Origin of the sequence: Adlercreutzia caecimuris B7, assembly GCF_000403355.2 — a bacterium.
In the GTDB taxonomy this organism is placed as follows: Bacteria; Actinomycetota; Coriobacteriia; order Coriobacteriales; family Eggerthellaceae; genus Adlercreutzia; species Adlercreutzia caecimuris.
On record NZ_KE159646.1, the window covers coordinates 636,030 to 656,037 of the forward strand.

The 20,008-nt window shown below is 65.1% G+C and carries 11 protein-coding genes; all 11 read left to right on the forward strand.

Annotated features, from left to right (window positions below):
• The first annotated feature begins 56 nt into the window (after positions 1 to 56).
• The 11 genes from C811_RS06820 to C811_RS06865 all read left to right on the forward strand — a co-directional run bounded on the left by C811_RS06820 (position 57) and on the right by C811_RS06865 (position 20,001).
• The gene (locus C811_RS06820; protein WP_016308779.1) at positions 57 to 275 is read left to right on the forward strand and encodes a hypothetical protein; all 219 of its coding nucleotides are present in this window, start codon (positions 57 to 59) and stop codon (positions 273 to 275) included.
• Positions 276 to 278: 3 nt separating this feature from the next.
• On the forward strand, positions 279 to 659 hold the full coding sequence (locus C811_RS06825) for a PrgI family protein (RefSeq protein ID WP_016308780.1): 381 nt from the start codon (positions 279 to 281) through the stop codon (positions 657 to 659).
• Entirely contained in the window at positions 640 to 3,267 is a 2,628-nt protein-coding gene (locus C811_RS06830; protein WP_084811438.1) for a VirB4-like conjugal transfer ATPase, CD1110 family, read from the forward strand. The genes C811_RS06825 and C811_RS06830 overlap by 20 nt, the downstream gene beginning before the upstream one ends.
• A gap of 3 nt (positions 3,268 to 3,270) precedes the next feature.
• The gene (locus C811_RS06835) at positions 3,271 to 4,998 is read left to right on the forward strand and encodes a C40 family peptidase (protein WP_022926416.1); all 1,728 of its coding nucleotides are present in this window, start codon (positions 3,271 to 3,273) and stop codon (positions 4,996 to 4,998) included.
• Positions 4,999 to 5,012: 14 nt separating this feature from the next.
• Entirely contained in the window at positions 5,013 to 5,861 is an 849-nt protein-coding gene (locus tag C811_RS06840) for a hypothetical protein (protein WP_016308783.1), read from the forward strand.
• Entirely contained in the window at positions 5,858 to 6,037 is a 180-nt protein-coding gene (locus C811_RS06845; RefSeq protein ID WP_016308784.1) for a hypothetical protein, read from the forward strand. The genes C811_RS06840 and C811_RS06845 overlap by 4 nt, the downstream gene beginning before the upstream one ends.
• 16 nt (positions 6,038 to 6,053) lie before the next feature.
• Positions 6,054 to 7,235, forward strand: coding sequence for a VirB6/TrbL-like conjugal transfer protein, CD1112 family (locus C811_RS06850; RefSeq protein WP_016308785.1), 1,182 nt, complete (start codon positions 6,054 to 6,056; stop codon positions 7,233 to 7,235).
• A gap of 13 nt (positions 7,236 to 7,248) precedes the next feature.
• A complete protein-coding gene (locus tag C811_RS06855; RefSeq protein WP_016308786.1) occupies positions 7,249 to 8,832 on the forward strand; it encodes a hypothetical protein in 1,584 nt (527 codons plus the stop codon).
• Positions 8,833 to 8,845: 13 nt separating this feature from the next.
• On the forward strand, positions 8,846 to 15,289 hold the full coding sequence (locus tag C811_RS16835) for an LPD11 domain-containing protein (protein WP_016308787.1): 6,444 nt from the start codon (positions 8,846 to 8,848) through the stop codon (positions 15,287 to 15,289).
• A gap of 223 nt (positions 15,290 to 15,512) precedes the next feature.
• Positions 15,513 to 16,142, forward strand: a complete 630-nt coding sequence (locus C811_RS06860; RefSeq protein ID WP_016308788.1) for a hypothetical protein — start codon at positions 15,513 to 15,515, stop codon at positions 16,140 to 16,142.
• A gap of 46 nt (positions 16,143 to 16,188) precedes the next feature.
• Positions 16,189 to 20,001 carry a Cna B-type domain-containing protein gene (locus tag C811_RS06865; RefSeq protein ID WP_016308789.1) on the forward strand — a complete coding sequence of 1,271 codons (3,813 nt, stop codon included), beginning with the start codon at positions 16,189 to 16,191 and terminating at the stop codon, positions 19,999 to 20,001.
• Positions 20,002 to 20,008 lie beyond the last annotated feature (7 nt).

The following is a 20,008-nucleotide window of genomic DNA, read 5'->3' on the forward strand; positions in this document are numbered from 1 at the left end:
AAATGGGCGCCGGCTCGCCGCCGGCGATACCAATAAGTTACGCATAGGAGATAACAATGCCCAACGAAGCAAAAGGAGCAATCGTCTTCGTGCTCGGCGTGCTGTCGGGCCTCGCATTCGTGTTCGCGCTCGTCATGTGGGGTATCAACAAGTTCGGAGACCAGCAGGGCGGTCTTGCCGAGAAGTCGATGATGGGCGGTATTTCGGCGGGAGTCGCGTTCGCGGCGGCCGCGGTCATGGTGCAGGGCATCGATATGAACTACACGGGTGCATAGGCCATGGCCTCGATAAAGATCCATCAGGACCTCTACAACTTCAAGCGAAAGCGCAACGGCATGACCGCGCGCCAGATCGGCTCGATCGTAGCCGCCATTCCCTGCATCGCATTCGGCGCCTGGCTTCTCGTGTGGTGCCTCGGGCTTCCCATCGAGCTCACGGGTTTTGCGGCCGTGCTGTTCGCGGTGCCCGCGATCGCATGCGGCTGGTTCCCCGTGTGGGGAATGCCCCTGGAGAGGTTCCTCTTTCGCGACAGGCAGATGGATCGTCGCGGAAACTGCATCGTTTCGAAGTGGGATGCCTACGAACCCGAAGGGAGTGTGTTGACCGGTGCTCAGATCAAAGCAGAAAAAGCAAAGGGATATGAATCTCGCGCACGATAATACGAAAGAGGTGGCGCCCGGCTGCTCGAACTGCGGATGCCCGATGCCCCAGGATGCGGCATTCTGCCCTCATTGCGGCCATGCGCGTCCACTCGCCCAGGAGAGCGCAGAGCTGCCTAAAAGCAAGAAGGCCCGCCGCAGCCTGAGGGAGAAGATGGAGAGGATCGCCGGAGGATCCCTCTCCGAGTGCACGAACGATCTTGTGGCGTTCGAGGTCATGACCGCATCGGGGCTCGCGCGAGACGAGCGCGGCCGGTGGTCGCGGACGCTCATGTTCGGCGACACGGCCTACGACCAGGAACGCCGCGAGCAGCGAGACGACATCTACGACAAGATGTGCCAGTTCCACTCCGTCTTCCCGGCGGGGTCGGCTTACCAGATCAACCTCCTCAACATGCCGGAAACGCGCGATGCGCAGGCCGCGGCAGCCCAGCTGCTTCCGACCGACGGCGCCGACGCCGACATGGCGCGCCATTACAACGGACTCATCAAGAGGAAACAGGCGGAGGGGAGAACCGAGATCCGCCGGATCAACCTCGTCACATTCTCGATCCAGGCCGAGGACGAGCAGGCCGCAGAGAACCTGCTCGCAACGATGCGCGAGAACGCCGCCGCGCACCTGGGGAGAATGCAGGTGAGAGCAGAGTCGCTGGACGGAGATGCGCGTATGAGGATCTTTCACGACCTGCTGCGCGGTCCTGAGTCACCGTACACCTTCTCGTATGCCTCCCTCGGCGCACGGGAGCGGGCGCGCGCATCGGTCGCCCCGGACTTCGCGGCCTACCCCGATGTCGACGCAACGTTGCGCCGCACCATCCTGACGCCGAATTTCTACGTGAAGACGCTGCATATCGCCGATTTCGGCAGCGAGTTGTCGGATGCCGCCATCCGGCGAATCCGGGCCCTACCAGTTCCTATGAACATCTCCCTGACATTCTTCCCGCAGCCGAAGGGGGAGATCATCAGAAAGGTGCAGCAGAACATCAACGCCGTGCAGGGCGAGATCGTCACCCTTCAGTCGAAAATGTCCAGGCAGGGGATGGACCCGACTATCCTGCCGCCTGCCATGGAGGACAAGGAGGCCGACGGCAAGGAGCTGAGATCGTTCCTCATAGAGGACGACCAGCAGGTGTCCTGGTTCCAGGGCCTCATCACCATATACGCGAAAACCCCTGCGGATATGAGGCGGTACACCTCTATGATCCTCGATGAGGCGCAGGTCTTCTCGCTCTCCGTCGCGCAGGTACCGCTCTACCAGGAGGAGCTGTGGAAGAGCTCCCAGCCGGTGGCCGACACGTTCGTACCCGACAAGATGCGTTCGCTCACCACGGCCGAGAGCGCCATCATGATGCCGTGGACCAGCGAATCGGTCTTCCACGACCCGCGCAACTCGTACTTCTTCGTGCAGCACGCGACGACTCTGGCGCCCCTCTTCATCTCGCCCGACGAGCTGGGCAGCCCGCATACCATGGTGTTCGGAATGACGGGCTACGGCAAGGGGATGCTGCTCAACACCATCATCGGGCACCTGGTCGCCTCGTGGCCCCGCACTGAGACCGATGACGGCGACGACTGGGCCCGCTGCCCCGATCCCGCGGCCCCGCAGGTCTTCGTGTTCGATCAGCACGCCGAGTACACGCCCCTGGCAAACGCGCTTTCAGCGCCCATCTACAAGTTCAGCCCCAATGGGCGATGGCGCCTCAACCCGTTCGACCTGAACTGCCGGGAGGGCGAGCTCACCATGGCCGAGGTGTCGCGCAACGCGGACTTCTTCAAGGCGCTCGCCCAGGACGTGCTGGACGGCGCCCTGACCAAGAGACACGAAGCTGTCGTAGACCGATGCCTGCGCATCGTGTTCCAGCCCCATCTGGGCAAGACGACGCGTCCCGTCTTGAGCGACTTCGCCGAAGCGCTGCGGCAGCAGCCCGAGACCGAGGCGGTGGACATCGCCCTCGCCTTCGAATCCTTCATCGACGGCCTGGCGAACTCGTTCAACGGCCAGACGAACGTGCGGGACGCGCCCCATCTCACTATCTACGACTGCTCCGAGCTCGGGAAGAGCCTCGAGGTCATGGCCATGCTGTCGATGCTGCAGCACGTGCGAAACGCGTGCTTCCGCAACAACGCCGCCGGCAAGCCCACGTACCTGATCATGGAGGAGGTGCAGATCCTCCTCGAAAACGAGCCTGCAGCTCGCATGCTCAACGACTTCTACGCGCAGATGCGCAAGTGGGGCCTGCACATGGTGTGCGTGACCCAGCACCCGATTACGATGCTGGAGCACCCCATAGGCAAGAAGATGTACGAGAACACGGGAATGCACGTGTTCCTCCCCATGCAGAACCTCAATGCTGAGTACGTGGCCGAGTACTTCAAGCTCTCGCCAACCCAGAAGGACATGATCGACGTACGCGGCGACAACAAGGGCCGCGGCCTCGTATCGGCGGCCGGCATGAAGATCCCCTTCAACGCGTGGATCGACCCGAAGTGGGACAAGGAGCTCTACGAGACCTTCAACACGGATCCCAACGCGCGGAAACGCGTGTTGGAGGCCGTCGCTGCAACCGCGCCCGAGGAAGAGGGCGCCGAAGCGCGCGAGGGGCGATAGGAGATGGCAGAAACCCCGCAGATCAGGCACGAGGACGATGTGAGGGCATCGAGCCGCCTCATGAACGAGGGCCCGGGGCGCTCCGGTGCCTCGCGCCTGATCGAGGGCAGGAGCCGGAGCGAGAAGCTGCGCAGCGGCAGCTCCGTTAGGCTTCGGCACACTGCGCGCAAGCTGGGGGAGGAGCAGCTCGACGAGCGCACGCGCGCGGCCATATCGAAGCTCACGCGCCGCGACAAGGCCGCCCTTGCCCGGGACATTGAGGCCCTGACCGGACAGGAGGACGATGGAGACCCTGGCAGCACTGCAGTTCAAAGGGCGATCGCAGCCTTCTCGCTCGGGCGCCGCCTGGGCAGCTCACCGCGAACCAGCTTGACGGAGGCCGAGGAGGCGGCCACGTCGAGCGCCTGCAATCCCGATCCCGGTCCGCGCCGCTCGTTCGGGATGAAACGGCCCGATCGTAGCGGGGAGGCTCCGGCAGCTGCGCGTCCTTCTGCCAGACTCACCTACGGAGACGAGCCATCTTCGGGTGCCGCAACGGCGAAGCCGCACCGCGCCGAGGGGCGGAAGGCGAGGGCCGTCCGCAAGATCAGGGCCAGAGACGCGATGAAGGCGAAGCGGAAGGCGCAGATCGTCGTAGCGGCCCACAAGGCCGAGGCAGCCGCGTCAGCCGCAAAGGCAACGAGGGCCGCAAGTGGAGTCAAGGCGGCGGCGTTCGCGGCGAAGGGGGTGGGCGCGGCGTCGATTGCCGCCCTGCCCGTGATCCTCGCCTGCGCCCTGTTCCTCATGATGGTCATCGGCCTGGTGTCGGTCGCCGACGAGGCGACCGACACCCCTCCCGCGGCCAACGAGCTCCTGCCCGAGGCGTGCGAGATCTGGCGGCCCGTCGTCAACGAGGCCTGCGAGGCGATCGTGGGAGACACGAAGTGGGCAGATCTCGCCTTGGCGATGATGGCCCAGGAGTCCGGAGGAAACCTCAATGTCACCTGCTTTCCCGGCGCGGTGAAGCGCCAGGACATCATGCAGGCATGCGAGGGAGCCTACGGCAGCTGGATCATATCGGGAGGCGGCCCGTACAACCTGGTGGCCTGCACCCCAAAGGCGTCCATCTACGCGGGCGTCGCCGAGATGAAGCAGAACCTGGATCTGTGGGATTCGTATCTGGGAGGTATCGAGCCCTGGGAGATCGACAAGGTGAAACTTGTTGTCCAGGGATACAACTACGGCGCTCAGGGCTACTACAACTGGAACGTGCGCCACGGGTACAAGGAATGGACTCTCGAGCGGTCAAAGGCCTACTCCCAAAACGTCATGCCGGCGGGCGCGAAGGGCACCCCTGAGCACGCCGACTACGTCATGCGCTACTACGCGTACTCGGCTGGCGAGGGGGAGGGAGTCGGGGCCGCCGTCATCGCCGCCGCCAAGACGCAGCTGGGCGTGCCATACGTGTGGGGAGGTACGACGCCCTTCGTCGGCCTCGACTGCTCGGGGCTGACCCAATGGTGCTACCGGCAAGCCGGCATAGAGATCACCAGGACTACCTACACCCAAGTAAAGGCGGCGTTGAAGAAGGTCCCCGTGTTCCAGGCACGGCCGGGAGACGTGCTATGGAACTCGCATCACGTGGCCATCTACGTCGGCGACGGCGAGTACATCCACGCCCCTCATACAGGCGACGTGGTCAGATATGGCAACTCGATCACGAGCTTCACCTACGCGCTCCAGTTCTACTAAAGGAAGGATGAAGAATGGCAAAGGCAAGAAACAGCGGAATCGGAAGGAAGGTTCTGATTCTCGCGGCCGCGCTCCTCGTGATCACGGGGGTAGTCGCTCGATGCAGCGCTCTGCACACGCAAGACGCCGACATCTCAGGAGAGATCGTCGCCGCCGAGGAGAACGGCCCGGCGCAGGAAGATGAGGCCGGCTCGGAAAGCACCGAGGAATCAGGCGCGCCCGTCGAGCTGGACGACCAGATGGCCGAGATAGTGGACGGCTACGACGAGCAGACGATAGAGGCGATCGATTTCCTGCGCTCGAACGCGTGGACGACATTCGATTCCGCCCACTCCGTGGAGTTCGGCGACTGCTGGTATCAAGAGCATTCCGCTTCCGGGGAGTCTGAGCCGGTCGCATATGCGGTCACGGCGCTGTCGACAACGCAGCAGAGCACGGCGGGCGCCGTCGTGACCCTGACCACGCTCGCCATGCAGACGTCCAAAGGCGGCCAGATCGTGACGCTCGGCAAGTCGTCTGACGCCGCCGGCGAGGTTGTCTGGACCGTGTCCTCCGACGGTTTCGGCGGCGCGGACAGCTACCTGCGCAGAGACAAGGCGACGGCCGTGGCCTCCCAGGGGCTGTCCGAGAGGATGCTCGGTTTGATCAACAACGACGTCGAGGGCCTCGATCGAGCCCTGACCGAGTACTGCCGGACGGTGTACCCGCAGGCGAGCACGGCGACATGGGAGCAGGTGGCCACCGTCGACGAGGCGCAGGGAACCATAGGGTTCTCCATGATGCTCGATGCGAGCCTCACGCCGTCAGTGCACGTCCTCTACGACGAGGCGAAGGGTGTCTTCGAGGTTGGGAGGCAGCGATGAGCCTCATCAACTTCAAGGGCCCGAAGCGACGCGAGGGCCAGCCCCTGGTCGAATGGCTGAAGGAGACGAGACTCAGCACCGAGGAGGCCTACAAGGCCGTCGCCGTCCTATTCGTTCTGACGATCTTCGCAACCGCCTTGGCGAAAGTTCTGATCACCGCCCTGCTGGCGGTCTAGGGAAAGGAGATGCCAGATGGAAGAGGCTGGCAAGAAAAGCCTGTTTTGGAGGTTCGCGTCCGGCGAACCCCTTTGGATGAGCTCGAAGAAGAGATCCTATCGGGAGGAGTACCTGGAGCTGCCGATCGGCGAGCGCGTATGGCATTGGATGGCGCATCACAAAATCGCCCTGGCCGCGCTCGCGCTCGTTCTCGCGGCGACCATATCCATCGCCGCCGCACCCGACGACGCCGAGGCGCTGCCCATCCTCATACCCGTCATCGGCATCGGCGCCGCCATCGTCGGGGGCATAAGCGCCCTCGACTTCGCGATCGACGGGGTGGTGAGCTGGATTCCGGACATGATCCGCGGGTTCTGCAACGCCACGTTCGGGCTGGCCGAGACGATGCTCAACAGCTGTATCGACTCCAACATGCTCGGCAACGAGTTCCGCTACATGTTCGGGATCAACAACGGCGGCAGCACGATCTACGACTGGCTGCACAGGATCCAGGAGCAGTTCATCATCCCCGTCGCGATGCTCATGCTCGTCATCTTCTTCACCATCGGCCTGGCGAAGATACTGGGAGACGCGGGCAAGGGCGATACCGGCATCGACACTTGGCAGCTCATCATCACGTTCCTCGCATTCGCGGGTACCTCTGTCGTAATCGAGAACTCATGGACGATCATGGCCTGGTGCTACAACCTCGCCGCTGGCGTCATCTCGGCCATCGGCAATGACATCGAGGCAGTGGCCTCGCTTCAGACAGTGCCCGACTCGGTGGAGAATGCCGGCGTTTTGCTGTCCCTGGCGCTCGCATCGATCATCGTCGTCATCCTAGCGTTCTTCGTCATGCTGATAACGCAGGCATCGATTATCGTGCGCGGGTTCCAGCTGTACATCTACACAGCGCTGGCGCCCATCCCCCTCGCGACGCTCACCAGCGAGTCCGGACGCGCCATGGGCACCGGCTTTCTCAAGCGCTGGCTCGCCACGATCATCGCCGGCCTCGTCATGATCCTCTTGCTCGGATGCTTCTCCCAGATCATCCACGGCATGGGGTCCATGGCCATACCGCCCATGGACGACTCCGTCACAGCGGAGGGGGCGATCAACTGGACGGCGAACCTGCTCGGCTGCTTCCCGCTCTACATCGCTCTCGCTTTCTGCATGCTCCAGTCGGGCTCTTGGGCGCGCGAGCTCGTGGGCGTGTAAGGCGGCGGTGACGATGACGAGCGGAACGAGCCGCTACAGGGAGATGAGACACAACTTCGTATCGGGTCTTCATAAGGCGGTAGAGTGCGGATCGTCTTGGGAGACGTTCCTCGAGTTCTACGGCAGGCACACTAACCTCCCGTTCACGAGCGCGATCTGCGCATGGAGGGAGCGGCCCGATGCCGGGGAGATCAGGGCGTTCTCCGAATGGAGCCGGGATCGGTGGAAGATCCGCAAGGGAGAGCGCGGCGTCCTGGGCCAGGATGAGGCAGGACCCGGCAGGCACCTCTACCTCTTCGACGAGTCGCAGGTCGAGCACGGCACCGACAAGGGAGGCGCTCCGCTCGAGGAGCCGGTCCCTCGCAGGGACTGGTCGATTGTCGAGAAGCACGCGAACGCTATCGCCGCCATGACCGCGACCTCACCGGGGGCATACGAGGTGACAGGCATCGCCCCCGCCCTTCCCTTGCTGGGCGACATGGCAGACCCAAGGGCTCGGGCCGTGCTTGCCAGGCACGGATGCGCTTCGACCGACGCGGTGCTCGGGTTTGCCTACAAGAGCGCCCTCTACGCTGTTCTCGTGAGAGCCGGTGAGGCTCCGATGTTCGACATCAGCGACGCGGACGTATCCCGGATGGTGGAAGAGTCGGGCGGCCCGGCAGCTGTCGGAAAGTGCATGACGGTTATGGTCGATTGGTGCGCCGAGGCACTGTGGCAAATCGCCGATTACTTGGAGACCACGTACGGAAACTGGGCAGAGGCAGCTTGCGCGCACCTGCTCGTCCCCACGTCACAAGGAAAGGCCGCCGATTGGATGATCCAGCCGGATGGGCGAACCGTCGAGGTCGTGGCCTCCGAGAGCCGGATCAAGGCGACCGTGCTCGGACCCGGGATGCTTCCCGAGCGCAGATGCGAGATCGACCTCACGCGCCCCGAAGTGCGTGACGGCCAGGTGCGGGCCCTGGGATTTGAACCAGAGGACTTCGTCTGGCAGGGCGGCGCGCACAAGCAGACCATGATGGAGATGATCGACGCCTCTTTGAGGGCGGCGGCCGGGGGAGATATGGGAAAGCCCTCGATAGTCGAAGCGGTAGGCGAGATAGAGGCGCAGCGCCTCGAGAGATGCAATGCGGTCCGGGCAATCGCGAGCGGGATGCTCCACTACTGCGCGGGGGAGATCTCACTGCAGGTCGAGGCGGCCAGGGCCTCCTGGGGGCTTGATGTCGGCTACGGATGCAAAGTGGTGGAAGCCACGATGGAGGAGCTCTGCGAACGGGCACTCGGCACCCGCGCCCCCGACATATCTAACCGGAAGAACGGGCAAACCCGGGGGTGCAAGGTCGAGGCCGCTGTCCCGGTGCCAGGAGGGCGAGAGCCGGGGCATGTCCCGGATGCTGTGCTGCGAAACGACCGGCGGGCACTGGATGCCCTGGGGCGGCCGCCGAATCGCGTGAGATACGAGCATGAGGGCGAATCGGGCGAGCGCGAATGCCTAAGAGAGGACCCGGCGAAAGATCAAGCGGAGGCTAGGGCGGCCGCAGAGGCCTCCGCAAAAGGAAAGCAGGCGCTTAAGACGCGCCGCACGACTCGAAACTAAAAGGAGAAGAACAATGTCCGACCGAGAACCCATAGCCCGCATCCGCCTGGGGAATCCCGACGATGGCGGAATGACAGTCGAGCTCGATCTGCCGGCATCGCGCAGCGACATCGCACGAGCTGCGGAAGATGCCCTGCTCCTGGACGATCCCTCGTCCGCCGAGATTGTCGAGGTCCACTCGAAACTCCCCATGCTGTCCGCCGAGACCGCGGAAGACGTGGAGATGCTGAACGACCTTGCGAGCCTGGCGGCCGCGCTCAGCAACGAGGAGCGGGAGGCTGCGTCCCTATACTGGAACGAGATGGTGAGCGTGAGCGAGCAGGAAAGCTTCCTGGCCGCCGCCAACGTGCTCATGCAGGCAGGGGAGCTGGAGCAATGGCGTTCCTACGACTTCTACACGCCCGATGCCGGGCTCCCTCAGCCGCTGACCAATATCGAGAAGTACGGGCGAACCTGGTACGAGGCGAACTTCAAGACACCGGTCATCGCCTACCATAACTACGACCTCGCGCTTTTCGGAAACCGCCGGAGCGACACCGTGGCCCTCTATGACGACGGCTACCTCGACCTTTCGGCGGACTTGCCCGCCATCGAGAGCTACGATCGCGCCTCGTTGGCCGACGACCTGGAGGGCGTGGCGCTCCCTGCCGAGATCGAGGGCTGGCAGAAGGTCCGCATCACCGCCAGATCCCTGCGCACCGGAGAGGAGTTCGATGCCAGCATGCCTCTAAGCCCGGCGGCCGCGCTTGAACTGGAGGAAACGGCCACTCTCGGCAGCCGGTACGACTACGAGATTACCGAAATCGACGACGGGGGCGTCCTCTCACGCCTGGGCCTCGATCCCGCAGCACACCCCTTCGAGCGCGTGGAGACCCTCAACGGCCTGCTGATTCTAGCGGCCACCAAGCTCAACGCGGCTGCTGGCGATTACGATCGGGTACGTGCCCTTCTCAACGAGCACGCGAGGCCGACCTACCTCGACGCAGCCGGTGCAGTGGCGGCCGTCGAGGAGATTCCCTTCTACGCCTACGACTTCCCCAACGCCGACGCCCACGACCTGCAGGCCATGAGCAAAGAAGAGAAGTGGGGCCGGGCGCACTACGACGAGCTGGCCGAAGCCGGCGAGCTTCCCGAGGGGAAGGAGGGCTACGACGAGCTGATCGACATTGACTTCGACGTCAAAACCTACGCGGGCGACCATGACGTCGCGCTCGGCGAGAGCGGCTATCTCGACGCCTATGCGGGAGAAGATCTCAATCTTGGCTTCTACGACGAGGCGGAGGTCGCCTCGGCCGCAGAACGAGCCAGGGAGGATGCCGATCTCTTCAGCTACGAGCCTTTCGAGGAGCCTGATCCTTCGCTGATGACGCCGGAGGCCGCCGAGCGCCTGGCCCGTGAGATGGCGGAGGACGCCGCCATGGGAAGGGGGGATTCCGTCGAACAGGATGGCGCGAACATATCCCATAAGAGCGATGATGCAACCGGCCAGCAAGTGACCCCGAACGAGCTGGAAACACGCCTCGATGACGTCGCGTTCATCGTCGCCGAGGTCCCCGAAACCGACAACGCCATCGGCATTGCCGAGGTCGCGGTCAACCGTGCTCCCGGCGAAGAGTCGAGCTACTACGTGATCTTCGACTCCCAGAAACGCAATCCCTACGGGATGGCATCCGATGACTCCCTGCAGGACACGCGAGAGCTTGACTTCGGTGCCGTACGCGAAGCTGTGGAGAGACGCGCCCCGAACGAGCGCTGGGTGCGCTACGGCCTAGACCGCGAGCTTACCCCCGATGGATTCGCACCCGACGGCCATGCGTACACGCCCGACGAGTACCGCTCGAACAACCACCTCGACGCGGATGAGGCGATCCCCGCCGTGGGCGCCCTCATGAACTCCGGTCGGGACATGGACCCCCTGGAGGCCTACGACTACGTAGTTGGCGTTGGGCTGTTGGGGGTGAGTGCGGATCGCCTCAGCAACGAGCTGAGCCGCGCCATTGCCATCGGCGCGCGCAATCGCGCAGAGAGGATCAAGCCGTACGGCGAGGCTGTCGACGAGGGAGAGCCGGCCTTCCGCCCGGGCATGACCGCCCAGGGCGTAGTGTACAAGTCGCCAATCGCCTTCACCGAGCAATCGGATGCGGTGGCCTATATTCCCGAGGCGGCGTTCGAGGACGCAGTGCCGGATGAGCTCGGTTGGTACAAAGGCTCCGAATTCGAGCCCGAGGACCTCTACACATACGAGCGCATCCTGGAGGCTTGCCACGGCAGCCGGGATATGGCCGCGGGCGTCTTCGCCGAGCTGGACTGGCAGCACCCCTCCACGGTCTACGACGAGACGATGCGGATGCTCTCCGAGGATTGGGAGAACGCGGACAAGTCGCTCAATATGTCCAGCCAGCCTGAGAGCGTGCGCCTGTACGCGGAGTGCAGCCTTCGTGAGAAGGGTGTCAAGGGGGCGCGCCTTGCCGAGCTAATGAGCGGCCCGTCTGCCGATGCTGCCGCTGCGATCGATGCCGCCTCGGCGATCGAGGAGCTCAACCGCGCAGCCGGTCCAGCCGTTCTGTTCGCAGAACCGGTGCCGGAGGGACACAGGGCCGGTTCGGCCGATGTCTCCATCGCAACCGAAGATCCCAGTCAGAGGGTGCACGTGCGAGTCGTGTACGACTACGATGCTCGCTCGGAAGGCGCCGAGACGGAAAGCATTCAGGGTTACGATCTTTGCGCGGAGGATTGGCCCATCGTCTCCGCAGCTGTGTCGACGGCCTTCCCAGAGCGAGAGTTCAGGGCAGAATCATGGGGCGAGTCGGTGACGGTGGCAGAGGCCGTGGCCGGCGCGACCGTGCCCCCCGAAAGCATAGACGAGATCGTCAGATTGAACGCGGCCGCCGCCCAAAACCTGGTCGATCGCTCTGTCGCGACGGGAGGGGAGTCTGCGCGAGTGGCGCCTGCGGAAGAAAGCCCGTACCGGTACGAGTACATGATGCTCGACAGGCTGAAGTCTGATTGCAACTATGTGCTTGGAGCCGGCGGGCCCGGAGCGGTGCGCCAGATGTGGGCAGGCGCCGTGGGCGAGCAGATCGCTGAGATGCGCCGTCTCTGGGATAAGCTGCCCGAGGACGCGAAACCCGAATGGCTCACCATGGAGCAGATCAACGAGTACGAACAGCGTCTCACCGAAGCGGCAGCGCCCGCTTGGAGACCCGGCAGCATAGCCATTGGACGCAGAACCGGCACCCCCTATATCGTCCTCGACGTAACTCCCGAGGGGCGTCTGAAGCTCGGGGTCGACCTGTCCGTCTACGACGCGGAGATGTTCGTTCCCGCAGGCGAGGTCGATGAGAAGTTGGTATCAGACTTCCTGAGCGGCAGGTCGGACGGAACTCGGCTGGCTGCGGCCCTTGCCGAAGCGACAGGGAACCGGGAAGTTGCGGAAGCAGAGGTCGAGGAGATGGCTCAGGCGCTCAACGAGCGCAGAAGCCGAGAGGCGAAGGGCTCGGCCTCCCAGGAGGTCGAGCCATGGAAGATCGGCAGCATCGCGGTCAGCAAAACCACCGAACTCGCATTCGTGGTTATGGGGGTGACCGACGACGGTAGATTGCTCTACGGCTCGGACATGAACTCCGTCTCGCCCGACTCGTTCGACTACGGCGGCCAGATGCCGGAAGATGTGGTGGAGGCCATAAAGGCCGGAGCCGTAACTGAGGCCGAGTTGCAGGAAGCCCTCATGGAGATCCGGGTCGCTGCGGCCATGGCCGCAGTCTCCGGACCCGAATCGGAACAACCAACTTGGGGCATCGGGAGCGTCGCTCTCGATATCGCATCCGGCGAGCCCCAGATTGTCACCGGAGTGACGGAGTCGGGGGCTCTCAGAGTCGGGTACGACATGGAGGAGCGCCATCCAGGCGCATACGTCAATGCCGGATCGGTTCCCGCCGAGATCGCGCGAGGCTATCGCGACGGCGTTGTCAGCAACGCGGAGAAGAACAGAGCCATCGCAATCGCCATGGCCGAGTACACCGCGCTGGTCAGGCGTGCATCAGGAGAATCGAGCCGAGCCGATCCTGGCATCGACTTCGGGCGAAGCCGCTGGTTCGTGAACGGGAGCAGCGGCTGGGAGTTTCCGGTGTTCCTTGAGGGCGAGAGCGAAAGCCGCGCGGCCTGCGGCATCGAGATGATGTCCTCGGGCATGTTCGTCGCCGTGGTCGAGGTGGCCGGAGAGAATCGGTACGATCTGTCGCCCACTAGCGGATTCCCGACGTTCGATCGCGCGCGAGAGGCAGGCATGACCTCGCTCGGGGAGGCGCTTGGCCTCGCGCCCGAGGTGCTGGCGCCATACGTGCACGGAAAGGTTTCACCGGATCCCTACCCAGAGGAGTGGGCCCGCGAGCGCAATTTGGAGATGGACGCCTACCGCCTCATGGCGAAGTACGGATTCGACCCGGATTCGGAGTACGTGCGCACGTATCCCGACGGGCAGTGGGAGGCGCTGTACTTCAATCCGCAGGGCAACGAGGAGCTCGGGCAGATCGTGCAAGCGTGGGGCAACGACTTGACCGCTGCCCTGGGGGACTACGATCCCGAGCAGAGCACCTGGATCTCCTCGTGCGAGGCTCGCAACAACGACAACCTCTTCGACTGGCCGGACGAGATGGAGAGCATCCTCGCCGGGTTCTCTCAGGCACGAGGGGAGTACGAGGGGTTCGGCACGCGGCAAGCCGAGCTGCAGCACCGATACCTCGTCGGAAGAGACGCTTACCTCGAGTCGATGCGCACGCTCGACACCGAGCGCAGCGACATCTTCGAGGACGTGCCGGGGGAGGAATATCAGATGGTCGCCGTCGCGGTTGGCGATGCGGAGTCCGAGCACGCCTATGTGGCCAACATCAATCTGCGGGAGGACGGCTGGGCCGTCGACGTGACCTACGACAACGGGCATCTTGACCGCTCCGAAAACGGGCTCGGAACCTTCGGCGAGGCGCGCGATTACGCGATGCGCGCGTTTAGCGCCGGAGGAAGGTACAGCTGGGAGGCGCTAGGCGGTTTCGAGGGCTTCCAGAAGGGGTTCGAAGCCGCTGACAGGCGGGACGCCACCCGGCGCAACGGCGGTTGGGACGCGTACGATGCCATCCTGATGAGCGAAGGGTGGGGCTGGGAGGTGTCTCCCGACGGCGTCGGCCGCCTGATGAGCCCCGACGGCGCAGTGTACGCGGAACTGCTTCCCGAGCGTAAGCAGGTCATCATCATGGACGAGCCGATTCCGGGCGCGACGACGTGGACCGTGGACAACGAAGATGTCCGCCTGGTGCTGGAGGCATGCGCTATTCGTGACGCGGGGCTCGAGTTCGATCCGCCGGAGGGCGCGACCTTCGACGGGCTGATCCGCGATGCAAGCAAATCTCTCGCCAAAGACGAGGGGCACATTCCGCCGCGGCTTCACGGAGTCTTCGAGCCCCTATCCGTCCAGGCGCGGTTCGAGCGCGACCTCGACGGCCTGTTCGAGGATTACTCACACGGGGTCAAGCCGGCTTCCCGCGAGAGCATCTACGTCTCGCCCACTCCCGGCGTCCTCGTCGCCATGGGAATGGCCCAACGTGGGATCTACATGAACAAGCGGCACGCGATGTCCGTTATCAGCCCGCGAGACGACGCCAAGCACCACCATGGCCTGACCTACGACGACCTCAGCCGCCTTCCGGAGCTCCTGGCCGCCCCCGCCATAGTCTCGGAGGGGCTTGAGGGATCGACCAACCCGGAATCGATCGTGCTGATCCTGCCCCACGTGAACAACGACGGAGAACCGCTCATGGCGGTTATACGTCCCAACGAGAAGATCAGGTACGAGCTGGAGACGGTAGACGCCAACCGCCTGGCAAGCATCTACGGCAAGCGCAACGCGGACAACTTCCTGCAAACTGCCGTAGAGCAGGAGAAGCTGATCTACGTGGACAAAGAAAAAACGGAAGAGCTGGCATCCCAGACGCGGCTCCAATTGCCGAGTGGGGAAGCAGGTCTCCCGTTGAACGGCATTATACGCCGCTCAGAGGTCATTGACAAGGCAGAGGGCAGGGGTACCGCTGCGGCAGACGTCCACTCCGCCAAAGCTGCGGCCGTCAAGGAAGATGCCCCCGGACCTAAACGTTCGGCTGGCGACCCGGCCGAGACCGATCGGCAGGAGCGTGAGGCCGCGGAGGCGCGGGACCCGCACAAGCAGGTGGACGAGGAGGCCGAGGCGCAGGCGGCCCTGCTCGCGGGCGTGATCGCCGCAGCGCAAAACGGGGTCGCGTACGGCGCCGAGGCCTCGGGCGCCGCCGTGAAGGTCGAGGCAGTGGGGTTCAAGCCGCGAGACACGGCGAGAGAGACCACGGCGCTGGCCGACGAGGCTGAGGCCCGGTCGGGGGCGGCGAAGGTAAAAAAAGTCGCACCGGCGCCTCAGCAGGCTCAGAAACGTCAGTGAGCGCGCCGCAGCTGCTGTTCAGCGACTTGACGTGACCGATCCCGCCAATAGAGGCGGGATCCCCGATGCGACGGCTTGCGAGAAGATCGAAATCAGGGCTTGCAGTGTTTTTAATACAGTCTTTAGCCTTGAGGTTGGCGGGGCGGCACGCCGAGAGGCCGCCGCCCCGCAAGGCTGAATCCAGCCGCCTTGATGTACGGCAACCGGTAAGGAGATGCACACCATGAGGAAGATCACGAATGCGGCAATGCGAGGCATGGCGGCGCTGGCGCTGGCGGCGAGCGCCGCAGCGCCGGCGACCGCCATGGCCGAGGAGAGCGCCACCATCGAGTATCTCGGCGGAGCCGACGCCATGGTGAAGCCGGACGTGGACGTCTTCGAGGTGGGGCACATGGCGCCTGGGGAGTCCGAGACGGGCATCGTGGAGGTGCGCAACTCCTCCGCCGCGCCGGTGCGGCTTTGGTTCTGGGCGGAAAAGGAAGGAAGCGAGGCGGGACACGCCGACTGCATGACCATCGAGATCGTCGACATGGATACTGAGCAGCCGGTTTACGCCGGCCTCCTGAGCACGGCGGGCAGTTCGGATCCAATCGATCTGGGGGTCTACGGGCCCGGCGAGGGGGCCAGTCTCGCCTACGAGATCGGGCTGCCACCCGATGCCGCCGGCGCCTCGGACGATCCGGCCAATGCGGTCAAATGGACGTTCGCCGCCGAGCAGGGGGATATTCGCTCGGCTGCCTATGCGCCGACCGGGGTTGATGCATCCGGCGTCATCGGACTTGGCGTCCTCCTCGTCGCAATAGGCGGCGGTGGGATAGTCCTCTCCCAGAAAACCGCAGCCGCGTCCCGGTAAACGGGGGCGGTTACCCATAACAGCTCATCTAGCACAGGAGAAACCCATGATCATGCAAACACTACGAAAGGGGAGGACCCTCCGCAGGCTCGCCGCCGCGATGGCCGTGGCTCTTGCGGCCGTAGGCATCGCAGTCGCGGCCCAGACGGCCGATGCCGCGACGGCGACAATCCCCGATTCGTCATACCGGCCTCCATCCTCGCAGAGGATCGTAACGAACGCAGACCGGGCAATCGTCCAGTGGCACGGCGTCGCCGGCCGTGCGGCGTGGTCGACCGCTGAGGGCTACGACGACAGCCACGAGTACTCCGTCCCGGTGCCGAGCGGAGGGGCGCCCTTCACCTACACCGACTTCCTCGACGTGACCTACAAAAACGCGGGATCCATCGGCGGACGGCAGGTCGACGTCAAGATCCACTTCGACCGCCTGCACGTGAGCGCGATCCACTCCGGCACGTCGAAGTACCTCGGCTTCTACGCCGACACGAGCCGCGGCTTCGCCAAGGTCGGCTACCAGTCCGAGGACGCGGGCATCAGGAGTGCGGATAAGACGTGCGATGTGACCGTCACGGTGTTCTACCACGATACGGGGCAGACGGTGCCGCTGCCTTTCTACCAGTCCCTGACCGATATCGACGTCATCAGCTCAACCGGCTTCAAGGAGAGCTGGCGACCGCTCGCCGGGTTCACGGGGCAGTTCTACACGTACAGGGAGTGCGTCCTGGAGCAGAGCGGGGGGACCTGGTCGCCGCCCGACGGGTACCCCGGGTCCGAAGGCGACGCGCAGTTCACCGAGACGGGGCTCATAGCCCCCACCTCGAACGGCTCGTTCAAGGCCCGGTTCACCGCCGGTAAATGCAGCACGTCGCTGCGAATCTTCTCGCAGTACGTCTCCTCGACCGCGCCGGGCAAGTCGGCCCTGAACACCGCAGCGGCCCAGGGGGGAGAGGAGGTGGCGTGGACCGTGACGAAGAAGATGGGCACGTTCTACAAGGACACGATGACCGCCTACACATCGATGAAGATGACCGACCCGCTGCCGGAAGGCGTGGACTACAAGTCGGTCAAGCTCACCGACGGCAAGGGGCGCGACATCACGGCAAGCGCGGGCGCGGCCTCCTACAACGCGGCCAGCCGCACGCTCACCTACACGTTCGCCTCGTCCTGGCTTGCCAACACGGGAAACTACAACGGACAGACGCTCACCTGGCGCATCGCCACCACGGCCAAGAACCCCTCTGCAGGGACTGTCTCGGCGGCGAACCGCGCGACGGTCTCGGTGTCCGGGGTAGTAGGCGCGACGCCCTCGGCCACCGTGAAGATCGCCCGCCCTGCGCTCAAGGCTGCAAAGACCGTCTCAAACGCGAGGCCCCAGATTGGCGACGAGATTACCTACACCGTGCGCGTCACCCAAACGAACCCTGACACCAGCGCCCGGGAAGTCCAGGTCGCCGACGTGCTGCCCGCGGGCCTCGAGCTCGTCGCGGCGCCGAAAATCACGGGGCCTGCCGGATGCGCCGTGACGGCATCGGGCAACGGCTGGAAGGCCACGTGCCCCGCGCTCTCCTCGACCGAGGCGCTCGTGGTCACCTATCGGGCCCGCGTCGCCCGAGAGGCGGGATGCCAGCAGCTCGCGAACACGGTTCGGGCCAACGCGAAGAACGCGTCCGAGGCGCAGGCCACCGCCAAGGTGTACGTGCCGGCGGGCTACATCGCGCTCGAGAAGAGCTCGTCGGCCGCGGCCGTCGTCTCCGGCTACGCATGGTACACGCTGGCCGGCGCTCGGTACGGGGTCTACCGCACCGAGGCCGATGCGCTGGCGCACCGCGCCGCCTACGAGGAGCTTGTGACCGATGCCGCGGGAAAGGCGCAGTCCGGCAAGCTGGCCGAGGGCCGGTGGTACGTGGCCGAGATCGCACCGTCGCGCGGATACGATGCAGACGAGAGCATCCACGCCGTCGACGTGAGCGACGGGGCCAAGGTTGCCGCGGCGAGCACCGAGCCGGCCCAGCTGACGCAAGTGGACGTCGCCAACGCCTGGTACGACGAGGACGACCGAGACGGCATTCGCCCGCCAACGATCGAGGCCACGCTCAAGGGCGACGACGGCACCGAGCGCACCGCCGTCATCTCCGGCGACGACGGGTGCTCGTTCGCACTGCTCCCGCGGTTCCACGACGACGGTAGCGAGATAGCGTACACCCTGGAATCCCCGGCCCCCGAGGGGTACGCCGGCGATGTGCGCGGCGGCGTTGCCCAGTGGGTCATCGAGAACACGCACGTGCCCGCCACGTGCGATGTGGCTGTCACGAAGGAATGGGCCGACGGCGGCGACGCCGACGGAACGCGCCCGAAGGCGATCGGCGTGGTGCTCGTGGGATCCGACGGATCGGTCAGGGAGGCCGAGCTGACCGAGGCCGGCGGCTGGACCCTCTCCTTCGAGGATCTGCCCAAGTACAGCCCCAAGGGCAAGCTCATCACGTGGGACGTCTACGAGCGGTGCGACGAGGGCTACGCGCATCGAGTGGAGCGCGTAGGGGACGGCTACGAGTTCCTGATCACCTGCGAGCGGGCGCCCGCCACCCGGACCGTCGCCATAGTGACGGTGTGGGAAGATGACGACGACCGCGACGGCTTGAGGCCCGATGAGACGCCCGTGCGCCTTACCGGAGACGACGGTACGGAGCGCGAGTTGCCGCACTCGGCCGCCGGAGGCTGGGGGAGCCTGGCCGCGGGGCTGCCTGCTATGCGCGACGGAGGAAAGGAGATACGCTGGGCCATTGACGCCGGAGAGGTGGAAGGCTACGAGACCCGGGTGGAGAGGTCGGCCGACGGCGCGGTGTTCACGATAACCCGCAGCCGCGTGCCCGAGACAGTCTCCATCCCCGTCTCGGTCTCCTTCGAAGACGATGACGACCGCGACGGCCTCAGGCCCCGGGAGGTGACGGTGGCCCTACTGGGCTCCGACGGCAGCCGGCGGGAGATCGTCGTCGGCGGCCGCGGCGAGTTCGCGGGGCTGCCCGCTAACCTCGGAGGGGCCGCTGTGGCCTACGACCTCGCAGCCAGCGCCCCCGACGGCTACACCGCCCGCATCGAGGGCACTGCGAAGGAGGGCTTCAGGGTCGTGCTCGTGCACGAGCCCGCGCGCCGCTCCCTCTACGTCGAGAAATCCTGGGTTGACAACGGCAACGCCCTGGGCCTTCGGGCCGATGCGGTGTTCGACCTGACCGGCGATGACGGCAGCCGCCGGGAGTTCGTCGTCGCCGTGGGCGAGCGCCGGGCCACGGCGGAGGGCCTGTACGTGTACCGGGACCACGGCGTCCCCGTGTCCTACTCTCTTGAAGAGCGGCCGATGGCCGGTTACGTCCCGAGCATCGAGCCGGCGCAGGGCGGCTGGCTGGTGGTGAACACGCTCGCGGGCACGCGCGCCATATCCATCGAGAAGCGGTGGGAAGGCGCCTGCGACGCCCCCGAGGCCGTCTGGGCGGACGTGCTCGCCGACGGCAAGGCGGTGGCCACGGTCGAGATCCGCGCCGAGAACGGATGGCGCGCCGAGGTCGACGGGCTCCCCGCATTCGACGGAACGGGCCGCGAGGTGTCCTATACGGTGCGGGAGACGCGCGAAGAGATGTGGGAAGCCACCTACGACGGAGACGCGGATACCGGCTTCGTCATCGTGAACCGGCCCGTAAAGCTGCCCTCCACGGGCGGGGAGGCCGTCCCCGATGAGGAAAAGCCGGCGGCGGGCTCGTGGGCCAAAACGGGCCTGCCCATCGCGCCGCTCCTGGCGCCAGCAGCCCTCGCGGCTGCGGGGTTGGCGCTCGCGTCGCGCTGCCGGCGTGATGGGGGCGAGCGATGATAACGCG

Bases quoted from the DNA above. Each gene is read 5' to 3' on its own strand.
- C811_RS06820 (WP_016308779.1), top strand. From the start codon at position 57: ATGCCCAACGAAGCAAAAGGAGCAATCGTCTTCGTGCTCGGCGTGCTG.
- C811_RS06825 (WP_016308780.1), top strand. From the start codon at position 279: ATGGCCTCGATAAAGATCCATCAGGACCTCTACAACTTCAAGCGAAAG.
- C811_RS06830 (WP_084811438.1), top strand. From the start codon at position 640: ATGAATCTCGCGCACGATAATACGAAAGAGGTGGCGCCCGGCTGCTCG.
- C811_RS06835 (WP_022926416.1), top strand. From the start codon at position 3,271: ATGGCAGAAACCCCGCAGATCAGGCACGAGGACGATGTGAGGGCATCG.
- C811_RS06840 (WP_016308783.1), top strand. From the start codon at position 5,013: ATGGCAAAGGCAAGAAACAGCGGAATCGGAAGGAAGGTTCTGATTCTC.
- C811_RS06845 (WP_016308784.1), top strand. From the start codon at position 5,858: ATGAGCCTCATCAACTTCAAGGGCCCGAAGCGACGCGAGGGCCAGCCC.
- C811_RS06850 (WP_016308785.1), top strand. From the start codon at position 6,054: ATGGAAGAGGCTGGCAAGAAAAGCCTGTTTTGGAGGTTCGCGTCCGGC.
- C811_RS06855 (WP_016308786.1), top strand. From the start codon at position 7,249: ATGACGAGCGGAACGAGCCGCTACAGGGAGATGAGACACAACTTCGTA.
- C811_RS16835 (WP_016308787.1), top strand. From the start codon at position 8,846: ATGTCCGACCGAGAACCCATAGCCCGCATCCGCCTGGGGAATCCCGAC.
- C811_RS06860 (WP_016308788.1), top strand. From the start codon at position 15,513: ATGAGGAAGATCACGAATGCGGCAATGCGAGGCATGGCGGCGCTGGCG.
- C811_RS06865 (WP_016308789.1), top strand. From the start codon at position 16,189: ATGATCATGCAAACACTACGAAAGGGGAGGACCCTCCGCAGGCTCGCC.